The 21,706-nt window shown below is 41.5% G+C and carries 18 protein-coding genes; 8 read left to right on the top strand and 10 right to left on the bottom strand.

Translation table 11 applies throughout. From position 1 onward, the window contains the following. Window positions 1-45: 45 nt before the first annotated feature. The 6 genes from proS to QA601_03505 form a co-directional block, all read right to left on the bottom strand. Window positions 46-1,566: a proline--tRNA ligase gene (gene proS, locus QA601_03530; protein ID MDG5814135.1), complete on the bottom strand. Its 1,521-nt coding sequence runs from the start codon at window positions 1,564-1,566 to the stop codon at window positions 46-48. 79 nt (window positions 1,567-1,645) lie between these two features. Continuing rightward, window positions 1,646-2,815, bottom strand: a complete 1,170-nt coding sequence (locus tag QA601_03525; protein ID MDG5814134.1) for a phosphoribosylaminoimidazolecarboxamide formyltransferase — start codon at window positions 2,813-2,815, stop codon at window positions 1,646-1,648. 18 nt (window positions 2,816-2,833) lie between these two features. Then, entirely contained in the window at window positions 2,834-4,093 is a 1,260-nt protein-coding gene (locus tag QA601_03520) for a diaminopimelate decarboxylase (protein ID MDG5814133.1), read from the bottom strand. Between the two features lie 153 nt (window positions 4,094-4,246). Then, window positions 4,247-4,771 carry a nitroreductase family protein gene (locus tag QA601_03515; GenBank protein ID MDG5814132.1) on the bottom strand — a complete coding sequence of 175 codons (525 nt, stop codon included), beginning with the start codon at window positions 4,769-4,771 and terminating at the stop codon, window positions 4,247-4,249. Further along, entirely contained in the window at window positions 4,771-7,077 is a 2,307-nt protein-coding gene (locus tag QA601_03510) for a tetratricopeptide repeat protein (GenBank protein ID MDG5814131.1), read from the bottom strand. The genes QA601_03515 and QA601_03510 overlap by 1 nt, the downstream gene beginning before the upstream one ends. A gap of 411 nt (window positions 7,078-7,488) precedes the next feature. Further along, window positions 7,489-8,337, bottom strand: coding sequence for a flagellin (locus QA601_03505; protein MDG5814130.1), 849 nt, complete (start codon window positions 8,335-8,337; stop codon window positions 7,489-7,491). Window positions 8,338-8,601: 264 nt separating this feature from the next. On the opposite strand from QA601_03505, the gene QA601_03500 reads away from it, so the two are divergent. The 5 genes from QA601_03500 (at window position 8,602) to rfaE1 (ending at window position 11,968) form a co-directional block, all read left to right on the top strand. Continuing rightward, on the top strand, window positions 8,602-9,120 hold the full coding sequence (locus QA601_03500; protein ID MDG5814129.1) for a nitroreductase family protein: 519 nt from the start codon (window positions 8,602-8,604) through the stop codon (window positions 9,118-9,120). Window positions 9,121-9,163: 43 nt separating this feature from the next. Next, entirely contained in the window at window positions 9,164-9,517 is a 354-nt protein-coding gene (locus QA601_03495) for a peptide chain release factor-like protein (protein MDG5814128.1), read from the top strand. Between the two features lie 18 nt (window positions 9,518-9,535). Continuing rightward, on the top strand, window positions 9,536-10,129 hold the full coding sequence (locus QA601_03490) for a nucleoside deaminase (GenBank protein ID MDG5814127.1): 594 nt from the start codon (window positions 9,536-9,538) through the stop codon (window positions 10,127-10,129). 180 nt (window positions 10,130-10,309) lie between these two features. Further along, the gene (locus QA601_03485) at window positions 10,310-10,939 is read left to right on the top strand and encodes a site-2 protease family protein (protein MDG5814126.1); all 630 of its coding nucleotides are present in this window, start codon (window positions 10,310-10,312) and stop codon (window positions 10,937-10,939) included. 12 nt (window positions 10,940-10,951) lie between these two features. Then, window positions 10,952-11,968: a D-glycero-beta-D-manno-heptose-7-phosphate kinase gene (gene rfaE1 / locus QA601_03480; GenBank protein MDG5814125.1), complete on the top strand. Its 1,017-nt coding sequence runs from the start codon at window positions 10,952-10,954 to the stop codon at window positions 11,966-11,968. Between the two features lie 22 nt (window positions 11,969-11,990). Here the strand turns inward: rfaE1 and QA601_03475 are convergent, their stop codons facing one another. From QA601_03475 to QA601_03460, 4 genes are all read right to left on the bottom strand, one after another. Further along, the gene (locus tag QA601_03475) at window positions 11,991-12,599 is read right to left on the bottom strand and encodes an ElyC/SanA/YdcF family protein (GenBank protein ID MDG5814124.1); all 609 of its coding nucleotides are present in this window, start codon (window positions 12,597-12,599) and stop codon (window positions 11,991-11,993) included. A gap of 134 nt (window positions 12,600-12,733) precedes the next feature. Further along, entirely contained in the window at window positions 12,734-13,411 is a 678-nt protein-coding gene (gene pyrE, locus QA601_03470) for an orotate phosphoribosyltransferase (protein MDG5814123.1), read from the bottom strand. Window positions 13,412-13,444: 33 nt separating this feature from the next. Continuing rightward, window positions 13,445-14,242, bottom strand: coding sequence for an MBL fold metallo-hydrolase (locus QA601_03465; GenBank protein ID MDG5814122.1), 798 nt, complete (start codon window positions 14,240-14,242; stop codon window positions 13,445-13,447). Window positions 14,243-14,282: 40 nt separating this feature from the next. Further along, window positions 14,283-16,421 (bottom strand): sensor domain-containing diguanylate cyclase, encoded by a 2,139-nt coding sequence (locus tag QA601_03460; protein MDG5814121.1) that lies wholly within the window; start codon window positions 16,419-16,421, stop codon window positions 14,283-14,285. Between the two features lie 359 nt (window positions 16,422-16,780). Here QA601_03460 and QA601_03455 point away from each other — a divergent pair, with 359 nt between their 5' ends. The 3 genes from QA601_03455 (at window position 16,781) to QA601_03445 (ending at window position 21,693) form a co-directional block, all read left to right on the top strand. Continuing rightward, complete coding sequence (locus QA601_03455) at window positions 16,781-17,644, top strand: glycosyltransferase family 9 protein (GenBank protein MDG5814120.1); 864 nt, start codon at window positions 16,781-16,783, stop codon at window positions 17,642-17,644. A 126-nt stretch (window positions 17,645-17,770) separates the two neighbouring features. Beyond that, entirely contained in the window at window positions 17,771-19,087 is a 1,317-nt protein-coding gene (locus QA601_03450; protein MDG5814119.1) for a L,D-transpeptidase family protein, read from the top strand. After that, complete coding sequence (locus tag QA601_03445; protein ID MDG5814118.1) at window positions 19,084-21,693, top strand: hypothetical protein; 2,610 nt, start codon at window positions 19,084-19,086, stop codon at window positions 21,691-21,693. The genes QA601_03450 and QA601_03445 overlap by 4 nt, the downstream gene beginning before the upstream one ends. Window positions 21,694-21,706 lie beyond the last annotated feature (13 nt).

Raw genomic sequence — 21,706 nt, 5'->3', positions numbered from 1 at the left:
TGACTGCACACAGCAGCATTCCCCGGTGCTGAAAAGCAAACACTTTTAATAGGATTTTCCAAATACCACTCTTCTTTTGGAAAGCTCACCCGTGATAATACACTTACCTTGTTCTTCATTTGCATCAAGCGGTATACAGCGTATTGTTACATTGAGATCATTTTTAATCTTCTCCTCCACCTCTTTAGAGCCATTCCAGTGTGCCATTGCAAACCCACCGTGAATTTCGGGCTTGTTTTTGTTCTTTGGAGTGAAGAAGTTATAAAAGTCATCTTTGGTATCGATAGTTACAATATTGCTGTCACGGAATTTTTTGGCCTTCTCAAACATAGAGTTTTGAATGTCATCAAGCAGTTCTGCGACCTTAGCCACAAACTCTGCCCGTGGCTGACTATAGCGCTCTTTACGGCTCTTATCCCTTCTTCCCACAAAAACCGAATCAGATGCGATATCCCGGGGACCGATTTCAAGATAAACGGGCGCGCCTTTTTTTATCCATGACCAAACCTTATCTCCCCCCCGCATATCCCGGGTGTCTACTTCCACTTCAACCGCCCGTTTATCGTACTGCTTGTCCCTGAGTTGGGAAGCCAAACTTTGACAGTACTCCATCACCTCAGAAGCAGTGTCATCACCATGTATAACGGGTATTATTACAATGTGTGAAGGAGCAAGTTTAGGAGGTATCATTAAGCCATCATCATCACCGTGGGTCATAATGAGTCCGCCCACCAGTCGTGTTGATACTCCCCATGATGTAGTCCATGCAAACTCCTCAACCCCCGCATCATTCTGGAATTTAATCTCTGAAGCCTTAGAAAAGTTCTGGCCAAGAAAGTGCGATGTACCGGCCTGAAGCGCTTTACGGTCCTGCATCATTGCTTCGATACAATAGGTAGTATCGGCGCCAGGGAAGCGCTCACTTTCGGTTTTTTCACCCTGAATGACCGGCATGGCCATGTAGTTTTCCGCGAAATCGGCATAGACCCGTAGCATTTTCATGGTTTCCTGCTGCGCCTCTTGTGCTGTGGCATGAACGGTATGCCCCTCCTGCCATAGAAATTCGGCGGTACGCAGAAACATTCGAGTCCTCATCTCCCACCGCACCACATTTGCCCACTGATTAATAAGCAGTGGCAGATCGCGGTAAGACTGCACCCACTTTGAAAACATAGCACCTATAATGGTCTCTGAAGTAGGTCGTACAATGAGGGGTTCTTCCAGCTCGCCGGCGGGAACAAGTTTACCTTCAGCGCCGGCCTCGAGCCTGTGATGAGTAACAACAGCACACTCCTTTGCAAACCCTTCAACATGCTGTGCCTCTTTTTCGAGAAAACTTTTGGGAATAAACAGAGGGAAATAGGCATTCTTATGACCGGTAGCCTTAAACATACCATCTAATACACGCTGAATATTTTCCCACAGAGCATACCCCCAGGGCTTTATTACCATACATCCCCGGACCGGTGAATTTTCAGCCAGATCAGATGCCTTAACAACCTGCTGATACCATTCAGGATAATCTTCCTGCCTAGTCGGAGTAATTGCTGTTCTCTTTTTAGACATTTATACCTCTGCCAATGTTACCTTTTGGTTAGATTCAAAAAGCTCTTGAATATGTAACAAAAACAACCTTTTACTTATTTCAGTGATGAAATAATCTTACAGATGAGAAAGCCATAGACATCCCATACTCATTACAGGCTTCAATTACAGCATCATCCCTTACAGATCCACCGGGTTGGGCAATGTATTTTACCCCACTTTGTTGTGCACGATCGATATTGTCTCTAAAAGGGAAAAATGCATCTGAAGCAAGCGATACTCCATCCATTAGATTTAACCACTCACGTCTCTCATCCTTAGAAAACCATTCAGGGTCAGATTTAAAATTACTCTGAAACACATACATCTCTGCAGGTGTAAGGTTTTCTTCAAAGTACTGATCGATTGCATTGTCACGTACCGGACGGGTTATTTTTTCATTAAACTGCAGATTCAAGACTTTATTGTGCTGTCGTAAAAACCACCTGTCTGCCTTGGAAGCAGCCAGACGGGTGCAGTGAATCCGGGACTGTTGCCCTGCTCCTACTCCTATAACCTGCCCTCCGGAGGCAAAACAAACCGAATTTGACTGGGTATATTTAAGTGTTACCTGAGCAAGAATAAGGTCTCTTACAGCAGATTCAGGAAAATCCTTATTTTCCGAAACCACATTCTCTAGTGTAGAGCGGTCTAAGGTAATATCATTTCTTTTTTGTTCAAAGCAGATACCATAGACATCTCTCACCTCAGCCCCTGAGGGAGAGTAATTTTTATCGATCTGCAGTATAGCAAATTTACCACCCTTTTTAGTTTTTAAAATCTCCAGGGCTTCCGGATCGTAGTCGGGCGCAATAACCCCATCACTTACTTCACGTTTAAGCAGCATTGCTGCGCTTTTATCTACAGTAGAGCTAAAAGCAGCCCAGTCACCAAAGGAAGAAACTCTGTCAGCCCCTCTGGCCCGTGCATAGGCGGTAGCCGCGTCCGAAAGCTCCATATCATCAACAAAGTAGGCTTTTTTGAGCTCTTTAGTTAATGGAACAGCAACAGCAGCGCCTGCTGGGCTGACATGCTTAAAAGAGGTAGCTGCGACCATGCCCAGCTGTTCCTGAAGTTCCTTTACAAGCTGCCATGAGTTCAGTGCATCAAGAAGATTGATATACCCGGGCGTTCCATTGAGCACCGTTAATGGAAGTTCTCCATCCGGTGAAAAAATCCTGGCCGGGGCCTGATGAGGATTACAGCCATACCTTAAAATAAGTTCGTTCATCCCGAATTCTCCGTTTATTTAAAAAGAAGACAAACCCTCAAAATCGAGAGTGGCAAAATAATCATCCAATGTCTCAGCACGTCTGATCTGCTTAACGCTGCCGTCTTCTCTTAAGAGAAGCTCAGCGGAGCGTAGTTTACCATTGTAATTAAAACCCATTGCGTGCCCATGAGCTCCTGTGTCATGGATAACAACCAAATCACCGGGTTTTGTTTCCGGAAGTTTTCTATCGATTGCAAACTTATCATTGTTCTCACAAAGAGACCCGGTTACATCGTAGAGATGTTCGGCAGGAGCGTTTTCTTTACCAAGTACAGTGATATGATGATACGCACCATACAATCCCGGACGCATCAGGTTAGCCATGGTTGCATCAAGGCCCACATAGTCTTTATAGATTTTCTTTTCATGAAGTACCCTTGAAACAAGAAAACCATATGGCCCGGTCATCATACGTCCACACTCCATATAAAGCTTTAGCGGAGCAAGATCTGCTGCAACGATTATCCGCTCATAAGCCTCTTTAATCCCTTTTGATACCGCTTCCAAATCAACCGGTTTTTGCTCGGGACGATACGGGATACCAACTCCCCCGCCAATGTTCACAAACTCAAACCTGATACCGAGTTGCTGAGATATCTCCACGACCAGCTCATAAAGCATTTCTGCTGTTTCAACAAAGTATTTGCCGTTAAGCTCATTAGAAGCAACCATAGCGTGAAGGCCAAAACGCTTTACACCTTTATCTCTGAGGATTTTATACCCCTCAAAAAGCTGATCTCTGGTAAATCCATATTTAGCTTCCCGGGGATTACCAATGATTTCATTACCCTGACGAAGAGGGCCGGGGTTATAGCGAAAACAAACAATTTCAGGCAAACCAGCATGGTGCTCAAGATAGGAGATATGAGTAATATCATCCAAATTGATAATGGCGTCTAGCTCACGTGCAGCCTGGTATTCCTGATAAGGAGTATCGTTTGATGTGAACATAATCTTTTCACCTGTGATACCAGCGCGTCTTGAGAGCTCAAGCTCAGGATAAGAACTGCAATCTCCTCCAACCCCTTCCTGCGCAAACAGTTTAAGTATATAGGGGTTAGGATTTGCCTTTACGGCAAAATATTCGGTAAAACCCGGTGCCCATGAGAACGTTTTAAGTAGTTTTCGGGCATTTTCTCTTATCCCTTTTTCATCATAAATGTGAAATGGTGTGGGATACTCTTTTACTATTTCTTCGATTTTTTCCTTATTGAAAGGTAAACTTTTAGTACTCATACATTACACACCTGTGAGATTTAAGTTTAAGTAATTAATTTCTTGTAGTAGAAGAAGAAAATACGAAAATGAAGGGGGGTTGTCACTACATTGCTGAAAAAGTGAGCATATTGAGGGCAAAAATGCGTTTTTTTTTAGAAAAGAGCCAGAAGGTTACTTCTGACCTCCGTAGTAATCCCAGTGAACAACTTCCTCAAGAGCCTTTCTGCTCTTTTGCGAAGACGGTACAGCAGGATACCCAAGCGGGGTAAGAAGCACGGGTTCTATATGGTCAGGAAGTTGGAACAGTTTAGAAGCCTCCCCGGGATCGAACGCACCGACCCAACAGGTCCCAAGCCCAAGTTCAGCAGCAGCAAGAGTAATATGATCCATAGCAATTGCCGCATCCACATCCCCATAGTCTTTGCCGTCGCTTCTTTTCCAGGATTTATTTCGGTCACAGCACACCGCAATGACAAGCGGTGCACTTAAAATCCATTCTTTGCTATATACTTTTCCAAGCTGATTTCTGACTTGCTCATCACGGATAACAATAAAAGACCATGGTTGAATATTACAGGCAGATGGAGCATTACGCCCCGCATCCAGAACTTTTACTAGTTTTTCTTCTTCTACTTGCTTATTCAGGTACCCTCTTACAGAGTACCGTTTTTTAATAAGTTCATAAAAGTCGCTCACTATTCGGCCTCCTGAAGCTCCCGTCTGAGCCTCTCTAGCTCTTCTTCGATCTCTCTTTGCTGCCTTCTCTCTTCACGGTCTATCACACTACGGCCCAGGATATTCTGCACTGTTGCAAGTGCGTATTCTATATCTTCCTTCACGAAAAATATGTTTCTGGAGAAAAATGAAGTTCTGCCAAACTCAGACTCATAGCGGTAAAAATCTCTAAAATCTTCCCGGTACACATCATACCTGTTATGAATGCTATCAAGCTGACTCACCATAAGAGCCGTATGCCCCCGGTTTGATATGTCCTCTACCCGCTGAGCGAGTTCATCGAATTCGTCTCTTTCATCATAATATTTATCCTGACGTGCATTTAGTTTATTAATGTCAGGAAATTCAGTTTGCACAATCAGATCGTGTGCATCACTGAGAAGCTCAAATGCGGCTTCGTGATTTTCTCTGAGCAGATGTCCATAAGCCTGAACCAGCTTACCCTCACAGACAAGAACAGGTTTATCGGTTTGACGAACCAGTCTCCGACCAGCGGAGATACAGTCCTCTGCCTGCCCTGCTTTAAGAGCAGTCCATGCCTTACCCAAAAGTGCATCTTCTATATAAATACTGTTTTCAGGAACCTGCCTCAGTGCTACAACCGCTCTGGCAAGTGCATCATCCTCATAGAAAATATATCCCAGAAAAACATAGGAGCGGTTAACGATTTCCTGCTGTTCAGGTGTCTGTGGAGGAATACTGATACAGTTTTCCAGTGCTGCAATAATGTGTCCCATATCACTACCAGCCTGAGCATGCGCAACCGCAACAGCATGTTGGGCAAACAGATAATCAGGATGTCCTTCCGGGATTATAGAAAAAGACTGAATAGCTTTATTAATTTCGCCCTGTTGCAGAAATATCTGAGCCATCAGGTAGTTACCATGATGCCGTATTGAATCGGGTACTCCCGGCTTGTTCAGTTCCACAAAGCTGTTTGTTGCTGCTGTTAAATTATTATTACGATAATGAATCCTCATAATCCCAAGATCTGCAGGAGGCACAATAGAGCTCATAGAGTATTCACTCTTCACTCTCTCATAATTCTTCAGCGCATTACTCCTCATGTCCATCTTTTCCTGGCAGCTTGATCGGTAGAGCTTTACGTAATCATCGCGAAAGAAGTCGGGATGTTCGACCTCGATGCGGCTAAAGATGAAAAAAGCATCCCAGTAGTTACCCTCATTATAGAGCGTACGAGCCTGGTTATACAGCTCATTGGGTGACATACTTACAAGCCGTGCCATTCTTCTGGCATACCGCTCTTCCCGGTGCAGCCCAAAATCCAGTTTCGCATATATAGTGTGGGAAGTTGCATCGCTTTGATCTTCGGTCATAATGTTATACTGGTAGAAAAAGGAAAGATCACGACCAAAGTTAAAACTTGGAACATTGGCCCCAACAGCAAAGCCCCAATAATCTAAAGCATCATCACCGAACCCGAACATGACGTAAGCTTTGGCCATTCTCAAAGCCCAAAATCCCATTCTCCAGTTCAGATCCCAGTCGAGCTCTTTAACATCATCCAGGAATACCTCAGTGTTAGCAAAAAAATCTTTCAGGTTGAATTCCATGGAATGCTCAATCCTGCTTTCCCAAAAGTTTGATAATAAAGAGATACGTAGATTTCTTGAATACTCACTGGTATTACCGAAATCCGGGACATAGGAGCGTCCCATTGATGGAGCAATAAGGTTTTGAGCAGAAAGCCCAAAAACGTGGTCCCCGAAGAATGGATGTCTTAAAACCCGGTAGGTAACTCCAAGATCTAATCCAAACCCTCTCAAAGCATCATATGAAAAGTTTGACTGATAAGCAAAATTAAAGTTGGTACCCACACTGAGCCTGTTCCAGACATGCCAGGCATAGCTTAAGCCCAGGAAAAAGTTTGTATTTTGGCTCCGATTGTCAGTTGGCACAAGCCTTCCCTGACCATCGGTTATAGCTTCGTAGGCATACCCGCTGCCCTCAATCAAGGTAGTAATACCAGCGGTATGATAAAGACCCAACGGAACATTAAGCCCAAACTCCCAAAGCATAAATTCACCACCAAGCACTGGTGCCATAGCGGCTCGAAGGGAGTTATAATTGGCTTCGGATATAATGGCTGGGTTAAATAACGGAGAATGAGGACTATTTAGATCACGCCACCTGTAAGTAAGCAGATACTCTCCTGGTAATCCTGCACTCAGGACCGTTGTCCCCCCCCCGAGAACCAATACCACCACCAAGAGATTCTTTATCCGATTTATGCTTCCTTTCAGCATTCTTTTGACCCTCTCCTGAATTTGTCGGTCGTTTATTTTGTTTCGATAAGCTTTTTTCTCTATCACAACCGGAGCATAGAATAAAAACACTACCTCTTAGAGCCATGCCAAGCTTTTGATTTTACCTTCTTTAGACCTATAACGTACAGTCTCTCTCTTCTTGGCTACAGAATAACTATAATATCAAAGCTCTCAATCTCTCAAGACTGTTTTTAATATGCCTGTTCACCGCCCTACCTGCATTTTATGCGTTTAAGGTATAAAATGCACCAGAAACAAAAACAGTTGTATGTGAAATTAAATATATATAAGATTTTCACAAAACAAAACAAACTTATAAAATCTGTCCAAAAAACCATTGTATAAGCTCAAAAGAGGAGATAGGGGCAGAAAGTTTCTGCCCCAAAATACTTAGCCCAGAAGAGAAAGGACGCTTTGAGGAGTCATGTTTGCCTGTGCAAGCATTGATGTTCCTGATTGGGTGAGTATCTGGTTGCGTGTGAACTGTGAGCTTTCGCTGGCAAAATCCACATCCCTGATCAAAGATTCCGCTGATTGTTGGTTGGTATTTGAAATGGTGAGATTGTTTATGGCGTGCTCCAAACGATTGATATAGGCTCCCATATTTGAACGCATCTCATTAACATCATTTATAGCGCTATCCAAAGCTGTTATGGCTGCAACAGAATCAGCCTGTGTACCTAAATCCACTCCGGTAAGCGCCAACCCAGCGGTGGTCAGATCGGCAATCTCTATATCGATGCTATCTACCGTTTCATCATCGTTTGCATCTATCCACAGTTTGCTTCCAGCTCCCACTTCACCAAACCGATTAGCACCTGTGTCATCGCTAATTAATTTCATTCCATTATAATTAGTCACACCGCCAATACGATCAATCTCGCTCATAAGGCTTTGAAACTCTGCGTCTGTGTAACCACGTTCAGTATCGGTAAGTGTATCATTAGATGATTGTACAGCCAACTCACGCATTCTCTGAAGTATATCAGAGATTTCATTTGCTGCACCTTCGGCCACAGTAATCGCGGCTATACCATCCATTGCATTACGTCTGGCCTGTGCTGTGCCTCTGACCTGTGTACGGAGGTTTTCAGAAACACCAAGTCCAGCGGCATCATCGCTTGCACGGTTAATCCTCAAACCGGTTGACAATCTCTCAAGGGATTTAGACATGTCACGATTTACTCTGTACATCGCACCCTGAGTTACCATTGAAGGAATGTTATTGTTGATACGCATATGGAACCTCCTTGTTTAAATAATGCCGCTGCGTTTTTCGACATTATTATTTGTTATTATCCCGGCGTCCTTGCCGTATTCTCTTTCAATTTTCGCTTCACTTAAAAGCAAACCTTCGTTTGACTTACATTAAACATATCGACTCTTTGAAAAAAAAACTTTATACCTTTTTCGCTTTTTTTCTCAAATTGATTTTTTTGGCCTTAAAACTTCATTTATTTTACTCAAAACACCATATCCCCTTCTGTGCAAAAAGGAGATCTTATGCTTGAAATGTTACGAAAAAGAAAAAGTATCCGCTGTTACCAAGATAAACCCATAGAGCCGCAAACAAAAGAAGCCCTAAAAGAAGTTTTACTGCTCTGCCCATCTTCAAGAAACATAAATCCCTGGGAGTTTGTCTTTGTTGAAGATCGCTCCAAGCTGCTTAAGCTCTCTTACAGCAAAGAACACGGTTCAGCATTTTTAAAAGACGCCGCTTTGGGAGTAGTGATATGCGCTGATGAAACCAAAAGTGATGTTTGGGTTGAAGATTGCTCAATTTGTGCCATTTTACTGCAAATGGAGGCACAAAACAGAGGACTTGGAAGCTGCTGGATTCAAATACGGAACCGCAAACATAACGCTGCACTCTCTTCAGAATACTATGTAAAAGAGGTCCTTAGTATTGCAGATAACATTAGAGTAGATTCTATTATAAGTATCGGTTATCCCGGTGAGCAGGTAGATACAACACAAAAACGGGAACTTCAGGTGAAAAAAATCCACTCTGAAACCTGGTGAACCACCTCTTTTTTGGCACTGTTCATGCCATAGTAGTGAATGTATGGAAAATAGTACTATACCAACAAGTGATGAAAAATTGCTCGAGCAGTGTGATGTTTTTACCTTTCGCTCCGGCGGAAAAGGCGGACAGCACGTAAATAAAACAGAATCCGGGGTACGGTTGGTTCATCGCCCCAGCGGAATTGTCGTACGCTGCACAGCAGAACGAAGCCAGCACTTAAATAAAAGTATCTGCATCAAAAGGTTAAGGACAAAACTAAACCGCCTTAAACAAAAGAAAAAAAAACGTATTCCTACCAAAACCCCTTTTTCTGCAAAGAAAAAGAGACGAGAAGAGAAACGTGCACAAAAGGAGAAAAAAAGGCTACGCAGCAAACCACCTTTGGACACTTAAACCCTAAAGAGAGAACGTATGAATACCCAGCTAAGCACTACGGTCACGATTACTATCCCCGAGTGGATCGAGCCATTTTTAAACCATGATTGCAAAGTATTGAATACAGTTGAGCAGAAAATGGCGCTGGTTTTAAAAATTGCAAACAGAAATATCGAAGCAAAAAGTGGTGGGCCATTTGCGGCCGCTGTTTTTAATTTAGATACTGATGAGATCATTTCTGTTGGAGTGAATCTGGTTACCACCAGTGGTTTATCGATAACTCACGCTGAAATGGTAGCTTTGATGCTTGCTCAGAAAAAAATGGGCACATTTGATCTTGGAGCCAAGGGGTTACCACCTTGTCAGCTTGTTTCAAGTACCGCACCATGTGCGATGTGCCTTGGTGCAATTCCCTGGTCTGGTATAAAAAGCCTGGTGTGTGGTGCCAGGGATGAAGATGCACGAAGCGTGGGCTTTGATGAAGGTGCAAAACCTGTTAGGTGGATCGATGAACTCAATCTGCGTGGAATAGAGGTAAAAGCTGATGTGTTAAGAGAGGAAGCCAAAGCAGTTCTACAACACTATAGAGAAATGGGGGGAATTATCTATAATGGGCACCAAAACAGATAACCTTTTTCTTTTTAAAGCGGCTTTATAACCAACGTACTCCGGGATTAGTAAAAAAAACATCATCTGATTGTATGATACTAACCCCACAATGCATTATTTTTTAATGCCACTGACTTTTTCCTATTCCGGAACGTAAAACTATTCGTCTTAAACACAAAAGGATCGGGCATAGTGTCAGAAATGGATATAACACTGTATAGAGTTCCTGCCATATTAGTAGCTCTAACTATACATGAATTAGCCCACGGATGGGTTGCACTCAAATGTGGTGACTCCACTGCTAAAAATGCAGGCAGGCTCACACTCAACCCACTAAGCCATCTGGATTTGCTTGGAACCGTGATGCTCCTTTTCGGCCCGTTCGGGTGGGCAAAACCGGTTCCTGTTAATGGACACAATCTAAGCAATCCAAAGTGTGATCTTGCTCTGATTAGTGCTGCAGGGCCGATCTCAAATATCATACTGGCTCTGATAATTGGATACGTAATTCGGGTATTGTACACATTTGTTCCAAATATATCCTCTGCTCAAGCAGTGTTCGACATTCTAAATTTGGGCGTTTTGATCAATATAGGCATCGCATTTTTCAATCTTTTACCTATACCGCCACTGGATGGATCAAAAATTTTACTGGGTTTAATGCCAGAGCGCTACGTACCACAGTACATCACTATTTCTAAGTACTTTCCGATGATCTTTATGGTACTTTTGGTAGGCGAATGGCTGATACCGGAATCTAACCTACTCTCAAGTATTTTAAACCCGCTCTTTCTACCCTTTTACACTTTCTGGACATCCCTAATTTTCTGAAAGGTTCACTACGTGAAAGATATCTCTGTTTCCACAAGACGGTTAGAGAACATCCTTAATGAGTTTAAAAATAACTCAATAGCAGTGATTGGCGACATAATGCTTGATAAATACATGTGGGGTGAAGTACGACGGATCTCTCCTGAAGCACCCGTGCCGGTGGTTGAAATCGAATCAACTTCCACACGCCTTGGAGGTGCTGCAAATGTAGTACAGAATCTAAACAGCCTTGGCATAAACCCAGTGCTTATTTCTTTGCTTGGAGATGATGAAGCAGGTAGTGAAATAAAGCAGATGATCAGCGAATCGGGATGTTGTTCTGATTCATTGATATGCTCTAAGTTCAGACCCACCACAACCAAAACCAGAATTATGGCAAAACATCAGCAAATAGTCCGCGCTGACCAGGAGATTACAACTGATCTCAATGATGAAGAGTACTCGGATTTAAGCAGTTGTTTCAATAAAAAAATTGATACCGTAAAAGGGGTGATCATTTCAGACTATGGTAAAGGGGTCACCTCTCCAGCTCTGATCAAAGAGATTATTTTACAGTGTAGAAAAAACAATAAGTTTCTGGCAGTTGATCCCAAGGAGCGCCATTTCAATCTCTACAACGGCGCCTCGCTCATTACCCCAAATCTAAAGGAAGCTCATGCGATGCTTGGGATTGCAATGAAGACGACCTGTAGCGATGAAGAGATCAGAGAGCTTGGGTGGAAAATTTTAGACCAGCTCTCCCTTGAGCACCTTTTAGTAACAATGAGTGAAAGGGGGATGGCATTGTTTGAAGCTCAAAGCCGCTCCTTTACACATCTTCCAACTGTTGCCAGAAACGTGTTTGATGTAACCGGAGCCGGAGATACGGTAATAAGTGTGTTTAGTGCAGCATATGTATCCGGAGCGACACCGCTTGAAGCAGCGCTTTTGGCAAATCACGCTGCCGGTTTAACAGTAGCAGAGCTTGGCACAGCTTCAGTAGATATTGATACACTTCTTGCCGATTGCCTCTCAGCTATTAAGAAGTAACGCATTATGAACAATTTCGGTTCTATGATATTAACCAAAAGTAAAATATTTTCATAAGCTCAAGTATCACCGTAGAGCCGACATTCTCATACCTCCACCATTCCCTGTACATCTCAGCATCAAGGCTATACCTCTCAAGTGGTACAGGAAGATAATAAAACTCTATGGAATCGTCATTTATGGTTCGTTCAATCATTATTTTTATTCGGCGCATATGATAAGGACTGGATACCAACCCCACCTTCAATGGGTTTGGAGGTTGTCGTATACCAAGCCAGGTGCTGGTATTGAGGAAACTCTGAAGAGCTCTGACTTCCGAGTAGGTGTTGGTGCAGGTATCAACAGCAGTAACTCTGTCCATAGTAAACCCATCCAGTTTTAATAACCTTGCATACCCATCTTCATAATCGCTAAGAAGCCAATGTGCCCTCACGTTTTTCTCTACAAGTTCTCTTGAATATCTCACCCGCGCCGCTTCTCCGGCAAAAGTAAACACTGTATCCAGTCTTGCAGGCACCTGGTCAGACACAAGGAGCCATACTCCTGCGCGGGCAAGAAACAGTAGCGCAACTAAAGTTGTAAAAACAACAACCAGAGAAGACTTGAGAAGCTTTGGAGTAGCAATAATCATTATCGTATTCCTGTTTACCTGAATTCACAGAAGAACCATTACGCTTCTCACATAAGAAATAGTACATACCTTTTCTAATTTTTCATAATAATTAGAAAAAGGGGGTAGTTAGTAACTCCAAAGCTGTATTTTATTTAGCATTTTGCACCATATTTGGCCCTATACTCCTCAATTCGAGCATACACAGATTCATCCAGCACAATCATGCCATCTATTTCTCTTTTATAGAGATAACTAACGATTTCATCAAGAGTTACAATCGAAAAAGCATCTATACCAAACTCATCCTTCAGTTCACATAACGCGCTTTTCTCTCCGGTGCCCTTTTCCATCCTATCAACGGATACCACTAATCCTTTTACTCTAACTGTAGCTGTAGCCTGAAGCAGCGGAATAGATTCCCTTACTGATGTGCCTGCAGTGGTAACATCTTCAATAATTACCACCTTAAGGTTTTCTTTAAGTTTACAACCAACTATAGTTCCGCCCTCACCGTGATCTTTTGCCTCTTTTCGGTTAAAACAAAAAGATACATTGTGTGAAAAATGTGAACATAGTGCAACTGAAGTTGTAACTGCAAGAGGTATCCCCTTATACGCAGGGCCAAATAATACATCAAAGCTGGTACCTAATCTTCTGTTTAATGCTTCTGCGTAAAACTGACCAAGTTTATTTAATTGCTCCCCTGTACTGTAGTTTCCGGTATTTATAAAAAATGGAGTACGTCTTCCGCTTTTTGTAACAAAATCACCAAAAGTAAGGACATTAGATCTTACCATAAATTCAATGAATTCTTTTTTATACTGCTCCATATTCCATTCCTTGTTTAACGTTTTGTATAAAAATTATTGATCTATTTTTATAGTTAATCCATCATAAGAAAATTGCATCCACGGTTCTAAAAGCTCTGTGTCAAACTCATAATCAATATCACAGGCCATATGTATAAAATAGCACTTTTCAGGAGACAACTCTCTTGCTATTTTCATACTTTCAGAAAGCGTAAGGTGAGTTGAGTGTGTCCTGTTCTTTCTCAAGCAGTTTAGGATAAGTACCTTTACACTCTTTAACAGATCCATAGAATTACCGGGTATTGTTTTCACATCAGGTATATACCCCACATCTCCTATTCTGTAACCAAAGCACCCCTTGAGTGGGCCATGCACCACTGGTACCGGTTGTATTGAAAGATCCAGGAGTTCAAATGGTTCCCGTACCGTACAAGTTCCAATATCTGGTATTCCACCCCCGACGAAAGTATCGCTTTTAAAAATGTAGGAAAATGTTTCTTTTACGGACCTAATACTTTCCTGTGAACCGTATATAAAAAGTCGCCTGTTTCTGGTGTATGAACGGATATCGGGAATACCACCTATGTGGTCTGCATGTGCGTGGGTTAAAAGAATGGAATCGATTCTCTTTATCTTCTCACGCAAAGCCTGGTATCTGAAATCAGGGGTAATATCAATAAGTATATTTTTATTCTGAGATGTAATTAACAGTGAGGAACGGGTGCGCCTGTGTTTTTTGTCAGTCTGTGAGCGCTTACAGACGCCTGATGGACAGAATGAGTAATCATGTATCATACAATCAAGAGATGGCACACCATGAGATGTTCCTGTACCAAGAAATGTAATTTTCACTATGTAACTCCCGATTATTTACTATGATTAAAGAAGCACTTTAGGAGGATTTAAGGGTTACCTTCTTGTTGCAAAGGGTTACTCTGTTTCTTCCATTTTCTTTAGAGTAGTAAAGTGCCTTATCGGCATTATCGATTAATTGCTGCTGGGTTTCACCATGAAATGGAAACACTGCACACCCAACACTTATTGTAACTTTTAGTCGGTGATTTTCACTTACTACAACGTGTTCTTCTATGGATTGTCTGATTCTCTCAGCAATCGACAAGGACCCCTTTTCCGGTGTTTCGGGAATTATTACCGCAAATTCCTCGCCTCCGTACCGTGCAGGAATATCATTAATTCTCACGGAATTGCGTATACATGCAGCAATTTCTTTAAGCACAAGATCACCAACAGGGTGTCCATAGGTATCATTAAAGTTCTTGAAGTGATCAATATCCATCAGCAGCAGCGAGAGCGTATGTCCGTAACGCCTGCTTCGCTCAAGTTCTCTTGTCAATATTTCCTGAAAGTTTCTATGATTATTCAGCCCTGTAAGCCCATCAGTTGTGGCAAGTTTCTCCATACATTCATATAAAAGAGCACGAGTAAAAGCAACGGATGCATTTTCTACCATAGTTGCTAAGATCTTTTGTATGTGAGCAGAAAAATAGTTAAGTTCTTTGCTTTCTAAAGATACCAAACCAGTACAGCGCTTCTCATCATCTGTTATCGGTAAAAGGAGAAGAGAGTTGAGGTTGTCAGGGGTGGGTTCCCCAGCAAAGAATCGGAAAAACTTATCATTTTTGTAAGCCTGCATATCCGGTATATTTAAAACCCGGTTTTTCTGAATAGCAAATGAATATAGACCAGCATTAATTGGAAACTCAAAATTTTCGGGGATTTCGTCCCCCTCACCGCAGACTTTGTGAACAACAGCTTTTCTTTTTTTCTCATCAAGCAGAATAATCATGGTTCGTGAACAGTTTGTGATTCTTTGGACCATCTCAAACAGGATATCAAATACGTCATCTTTTTTAAGTGCTGTTGTGAACTTATGACTCATTTCATAAAAAATTTGAAACGTTGTTGCAGCCCGCTCCTGAAACACTCTCATTCTTACGTTTGTAATCAAAGCGGCAGCTATCTTTGTAAACCTTTTAAGAAGTTCTTTATCCTGATCTCTGAATGCGTTTTTATCTTTACTGTCCAAAACAAGACACCCCAGAAGCTCTCCGTCCTGGGAAATTATTGCAGCAGCCAGTATGGAATTCACAGGCTCTGGTTTTGAGTAATACCCCATATCAGAGTGGTAAAGACTTATATCTCCACTCATAAAGATCTGTTTGTTACTTCCAAGATTCCCAAGTACACCCCGACCTGCAGGAATTATTGCATTTTGAAGAATATATATGCTTTTAGACTGAAACGAGTTGAGTCTGAAAACTTTCTTGGCTGGATTATAGATATAGGCCATCGATGAATAGGCTTTAAAGTTTCTGCTCACAAAATAAACGATACTGGACAACAATTCTTCTAGGGATTTATGGCTTGAATCATTGGTTATCGCCTCAATTACCACATTGTCACTTTTTGATGAAGAAGGGATACCCTCCGGCCCTGAGCTCTTAGCTGCCTTTGTACCACCTGTTTTTGCTTTTTCCCTTTTTACTGTATGCCTTACAGCCGTTCTACGTAAAAAAAACCACGGCAAAAATCCGCTCATGCACAGTGTTGCAACTAGCGGAAAACGAATCAGGAGCTTTTCGGATATTATCGAATAGAACAGAACGATATCAAAAGAGGTGTTATATAGAAGAACACTTATTTTATAGATAAAAAATAGCGATACTACCCACACCCAGGCTAAATGCCTGTTTAAAAGAGCGGATGAAACAATAAGTACCAGGTACAAAAAGATAAAGCTTGTGTTATACACCGGATCCGGAGAAAACACAGAAAAGCTAAATATGGCCCATGCACAAAGAAACACCAGTGTAGCAGCACCTATCTGAGGGTCTCTGCGCCTGAGAGTAGATAAAAAAACAGTAATCAATAACCCTAAAACAGCTAAAACCGGTATGTAATCTGATTTAGTTACTTCTCCCAGAAATGCCTCAGGAATTCCCGAAACTGACGCTGTAATCATCACTACAGAAGTTATTAGTAATAAAATTTTTATCAACTTAACAAACATTTTCATCTTCTTACCAGCGCTGCATTTGCAATGTGATTGGAAATGTAGCTATTTTTCATAGATACTCTCAGTCCTATACATCTTTTATCTGATTTTACACTTAAATGAAAAATAAAGCAAAAAAATCCAGCATCTTAAGACGAGTTTTTTTTAATAGTATTGGAGAGAAGCATTCAAAAGCCCTCTTATCGAAATATCTATTAAAAATATATAAAATACCAGAGGTTGTAATCCCCCGGAGCCTAAATTCTGCTGATTCTCTTCTCATTATACTCCCTTCTAACCCAATAGATGTGGCATTTCAGATCGATACGATCTTAATGCTTACTTCAAAATTCACCTCCGCCCAGATTACGCTTGTGTGTGAAAAAAAAGCTTCAACACTTCTTTCTTCTTTGAAAGTAAGCAATATATTAAGCTATGAAGAGGATCAAAAACAGCTTTTTACCCAGCAGTGGAAATCTTTATGTCAGCAAATAAAGCGAAAATTTGATCTATGCATTGTGCTCGACAAAACCCCTGAGCTGTGTCAGCTGTATCTGGCAGCCAAAAGTGGTGCTACTGCCCGAATTGGTTTTGGAGATGGTTATAATGCACCATTTTTAAACATTCAGCTAAAAAACCAATCTGAAACGGCAAACATCTTTGAGCAAAATAGAGCATTAACACAGCTTCTGGGAAATACAAGGCAAAAGATTAAATGGTCTGTTGCTAAATCGACCCTTAAAGATATAGAGCATCTGCTAAAACAACACTCTATTTCACAAAATTCGCCCCTTCTTGGAATTGATCTTCCCTACCTTTTATCTACATTTGATAAGGGGTGGATAATGGAGCTTATAAAATGTATAAAAAAAGATTGCAGGTTTTCGCTATTTGCTTTCGATGCATTATGTGCCGAGCAGCAAACACCTTCCTGGATAAGTGAGCTGAATCTCAAAGTAATTCCCCAACTCTCTTTACCCCGGGCTGCAGCACTGATTTCTCTTTCCGACACGATTATTACAGGAAAAAGCACTCTGTTTGCTATATCAACTATGCTATCAGCTAAAAATATTGCTATTTTTGAGAAAAAAGATGCTAAATATTACGAAAATTCAAAAACTTATATAATTTCTTACAACAATACGCCTGACAGAAACACAATAGAACAGGTAATGAAGTTCCTAATTAAATCAGATTATAAATCACAGAAAAAAAATAATGCCACTACTGTTAAATAAATGATATAATTACAGTTATTATATTTAACAACAGTTTGCATCGTAATTATCTAAAAAAAGAAGGGATCAATGCGCCTGAAACTGAAACTTTTTTTGCTCTTTATTCAGTTTTAAGCATGACACAACATGTGGCAAAAAGCTAAACTATATCTGATCTATAAATACAAAGAACTACAGTTCAGGTATCAAACCTGGCGAAAAGCGCGTGATATATCCCGTGCCTATAGTCATACTCCATGGATCAATGTAGCTCAGGTGAAGACTAAAGCTAAGAGGGTGATCTTTATAGGCTCTCTTTTAGGGATAGGGCTTCTGAGCATCTTTTTTCTGTGGAAAGCGATTTCATTTATACCATTTTCTCAAATCTATACCACAGTCCTAAGTGTTCCACAACGGATCAGTGAGAGAATGGCCCTAAAAGATGAACCTGAAGCAACAGATTCCATACAGGTAGCTTCTCCTACTATAGAAAAAAATAGTTATGATGATGTTTTGGACCTGGAAACGAAAAAGCAGGATTCGATTCAAAAAGAAGATTTAGAACCTTATGAAGCGTTTGTGGCATCGATCCCCGACACTTCATTCTCGGATCATATTATTTTTGCCGACAAAAACGTGGCAACACTGTTTCTTATCCAAAGAGTGGAAAATGGCTGGGATGTTGTGCGTGAATACCCCATGGCCACCGGCGAAGTAGAAGGTCCCAAGGAGGTAGAGGGGGATAAAAAAACTCCACAGGGACTCTATTTTATAATCGGTCGAAAAGGTAACCATGAACTTACCCCCCTATACGGGCCCCTTGCCTATGTGCTGGATTACCCCAACCCCTGGGACATTGAAGCAAACAGAACAGGAAGTGGAATATGGATACATGGAAGTCACTTAGGTAACACCCCACCAGAGTTCACCGCCGGATGTCTTGCGATAGCAAATGATGATGTGCTTGATTTAGGTTCTTTTCTTCAGGCAGGATATGGCATTCCGGTAGTTATAGTATGTGGCGAACATGTACCAGTTTTTGATACTACTTATTTTGAGCGTATGATAAACAGAAACACCAAGCTGGTACATGACTACAACAAGCATTCAGAAATGTTTTATGATCTGGTTAAGGAGTGGAAAGGGGTTTGGGAATCTATGGACATAGAGCACTACACAACTTTCTACAGCACCAATGTTTTTAGAAGTGGTCGGGAACACTGGAATTCTTTTAGAGAAAGAAAGGTCAGAACCTTCAATCTATATGATGTAATAGAGATTGAAATAGACCACTTCGTATTAACAGAACTTTCGGAAACAGAAGCGACGGTTAAATTTTCCCAGATCTATTCGACCAATCTCAACCGCTTCGTGAATGGTAAAAGATTAATATTCGTTAATGATAATGGGGAGTGGAAAATAACCCAGGAATCTACTTTCCCCAAACAGGAGCTCTTCTTATGATATTTTCCAGAAGAAAAGAGATTAAAGATCCACAGCAACTTGCAGAAACTCTTGAAGAACATATCTCAGAGATTCAGGATCTTCTCAGAAACAGCCGGGAAGAAAAGGCTGACCTGCACTCCCTTCTTGCTTCAGCAGAAAATGAACGGTCTCTGATTCAAAATGATAGCCAAAACCTTACTGAACTTAGAAGCAGTATGGGAGAGATGGACTCCAGATACGATCAGTTGAAAGAGAATATGCAATCTGCCCTCGGGCTTTCGGATCGATTGGAGGCTTTTGAGAAGACTGCTCTTAATCTTGATAGCAGGATAAGGGGCATGGAGCAGGTGTTTGAGAAGATAAGCTCTGGAGAGGATTATATCCACAACATAAGTTCAAAGCTGGACAGTGTGCTTGAGAGGCTTAAAACGCCGGAGGGTGAGTTGTTACAGGAGAGCTTTAAACATCTTGACCAAATTGAAGAGCGGCAGAATAGCGCCCTTGAGAAAATGGCCAAACTTGAGCAACAATTAAACTCCCGTGAACATGAGTTTGATCATTCAAGGGACAAGCTCTCTGAGTTAAACGAAGAGGTTGATAACATCAACACTAAACTTTCAAGCGTTGAAAGTGAGATGGGGCGTTTCAGGCTACTTAAAGAGAAACTGGACAATCTCAATAGCCTTTCTGAGTATGTGAAATCCAAAATTAAAGCTCTTGAGGCTCAAAGACTTGTGGTTGAAAAAGCAAACGAAGAGGCGGGAAGGCTTAACGCCCTTACCTGGAGTATCGATTCCAATCTCAAACACTTGCAAACCAAACTCAATTCTCTGGAAAAAACAGAGAAAAATATTGTTCGCATCGACTCTATGCTCCAACAGTCCCAAACCTCAATTAATGAGATACGGCACTTTGAACAATTCATGGAAGAGATGAATCATAAGATAGAAGACATTCGTTCGCTGGATCTTCGTTTCGATGGCAGACTTACTGAATTTCAGCGCCACAGCAAGCACATTGATGAGGTGAACGAAAAAGTGCACGAAATTCACACCATTTCTAAGAATACCGAAGCGACTCTAAACACGCTTAATAAACATCGCCAGATGGTTGAAAGCAGTCGCAACCAGGTGCTGGAATATGAAAAATCACTCGATAAAGTGAAACGTAAAATTGAAGAAGTAAGTAAGGAGTGGGAGGCAATAGATGCAATGGATCAGCGCATCGTATCTACAGAATCCCAAATTGACGAGCTTGATTCAAGATTAGACATCGTTGTGAATAAAGAGAAAGAAATTGAGGCATTCGAGTCAAAACTGATTGATATAAAAACTCTTGTCGAAGATACCTGCAGCAAAGAAGAGACGCTCCATGCTCATCGCGAGGAAATTGATTCCACCAATGAACGTATCGACACCTTTTTCACCAATGCCGATATAGTAGAGCAGAAAATTCAGAGCCTTCAGGATCATGAAAGTCAAATCGAGGAGGTTACCAATCGAATCGAAGAACTTAAACTAATCTCTGATGGCGCTGAGGAGCAAATACGCCAAACTGAGGATAAAGCCAAACTTATCGAAGAGGTACAAAGAAAAATCGAAAATCTTGGCACAATGGTGCTCGAAATCGATGACAGAATTAATACTCAGCTGCAGCGTAAGTCGATGATCGAAAAAACTGAAAAAAGACTCGATCAGCTTAATTACCTGCTCGGCGACATAAACATGAAAATTCAAAGCCTTTCTAAAGAACAGAAAAAAGTCGAGGAGGTGCTTGAGCAACTTTCAGCTATTTCCGTTCAGTCTCTTGAAGCTAAAAGTATGATGCATCGACTGTCTGAAGAAAAACAAACTCTGCTTCAGGAAGAAAACCATATTCGCACTATGAGAAAAGAGCTGCAGGATCTGGTAGGAGATGCTCACAACAAGCTTGAAGAATTCCAAGGCGAAATCACCCAAATCAATGAAAATGTAGAACAAAACAAAGACCAGTTCTCATCTATACTACAGGAAAGTCAGGAGCAGATTACGGTCATAGACTCACATCGCACCGACATTAATCGCGCAGAGAAGGAACTGGCTACTGTGGAAAAATTGCTGGAAAACATCAAAACAGAAATGGACCAAATCAATAGACGCACTTCTAAGATTGAAGCTATTGACGCCAGGATCGATAGTGTAGACACGGTGGTTTCGGATATGGAAATACGCATAGAATCAATAGATAAGGGACGGGATCTCGTTAATTCAACTCAATCCAAGATTGATAGCCTGACCGGAATTATCGATAGAGCATCTTCGCAGATTGAAGCAATCAACAGTCAGGCTAAAGAGATCGAAAAGGTTGGAAACCAGGTCGAAGATATCACCACTACTATGGACACTGTTGAGAAACGAATTAAAGACCTTGCAAAGGAAAAGCAACTCATTAAAGAAGCTGAAAATCGTATCTCCAGCCTTAATCTCCTGATGGAAGACATAAAGGCGTCGATGGCCAACCTTAATGCTGAGGAGCAAAGGATTCAGGATGCTGTTGAGAAAACAAGCGAATTGCGCTTTTTGCTGGGAGAAGTTGAATCCAAGCTAAATCTTTATAGAAGAGAAAAGGAGCAGTTGATGGATTAAGCCATCAAAAGCA

The sequence above is a fragment of the Chitinispirillales bacterium ANBcel5 genome (assembly GCA_029688955.1).
Taxonomy (GTDB): domain Bacteria; phylum Fibrobacterota; class Chitinivibrionia; order Chitinivibrionales; family Chitinispirillaceae; genus Cellulosispirillum; species Cellulosispirillum alkaliphilum.
This window is presented reverse-complemented; position numbering and strand designations above follow the sequence as displayed.

Coding starts and splice junctions, on each gene's coding strand:
- proS (MDG5814135.1), bottom strand. CDS start 1,566: ATGTCTAAAAAGAGAACAGCAATTACTCCGACTAGGCAGGAAGATTAT.
- QA601_03525 (MDG5814134.1), bottom strand. CDS start 2,815: ATGAACGAACTTATTTTAAGGTATGGCTGTAATCCTCATCAGGCCCCG.
- QA601_03520 (MDG5814133.1), bottom strand. CDS start 4,093: ATGAGTACTAAAAGTTTACCTTTCAATAAGGAAAAAATCGAAGAAATA.
- QA601_03510 (MDG5814131.1), bottom strand. CDS start 7,077: ATGCTGAAAGGAAGCATAAATCGGATAAAGAATCTCTTGGTGGTGGTA.
- QA601_03505 (MDG5814130.1), bottom strand. CDS start 8,337: ATGCGTATCAACAATAACATTCCTTCAATGGTAACTCAGGGTGCGATG.
- QA601_03500 (MDG5814129.1), top strand. CDS start 8,602: ATGCTTGAAATGTTACGAAAAAGAAAAAGTATCCGCTGTTACCAAGAT.
- QA601_03495 (MDG5814128.1), top strand. CDS start 9,164: ATGGAAAATAGTACTATACCAACAAGTGATGAAAAATTGCTCGAGCAG.
- QA601_03490 (MDG5814127.1), top strand. CDS start 9,536: ATGAATACCCAGCTAAGCACTACGGTCACGATTACTATCCCCGAGTGG.
- QA601_03485 (MDG5814126.1), top strand. CDS start 10,310: ATGGATATAACACTGTATAGAGTTCCTGCCATATTAGTAGCTCTAACT.
- QA601_03475 (MDG5814124.1), bottom strand. CDS start 12,599: ATGATTATTGCTACTCCAAAGCTTCTCAAGTCTTCTCTGGTTGTTGTT.
- pyrE (MDG5814123.1), bottom strand. CDS start 13,411: ATGGAGCAGTATAAAAAAGAATTCATTGAATTTATGGTAAGATCTAAT.
- QA601_03460 (MDG5814121.1), bottom strand. CDS start 16,421: ATGTTTGTTAAGTTGATAAAAATTTTATTACTAATAACTTCTGTAGTG.
- QA601_03450 (MDG5814119.1), top strand. CDS start 17,771: ATGTGGCAAAAAGCTAAACTATATCTGATCTATAAATACAAAGAACTA.
- QA601_03445 (MDG5814118.1), top strand. CDS start 19,084: ATGATATTTTCCAGAAGAAAAGAGATTAAAGATCCACAGCAACTTGCA.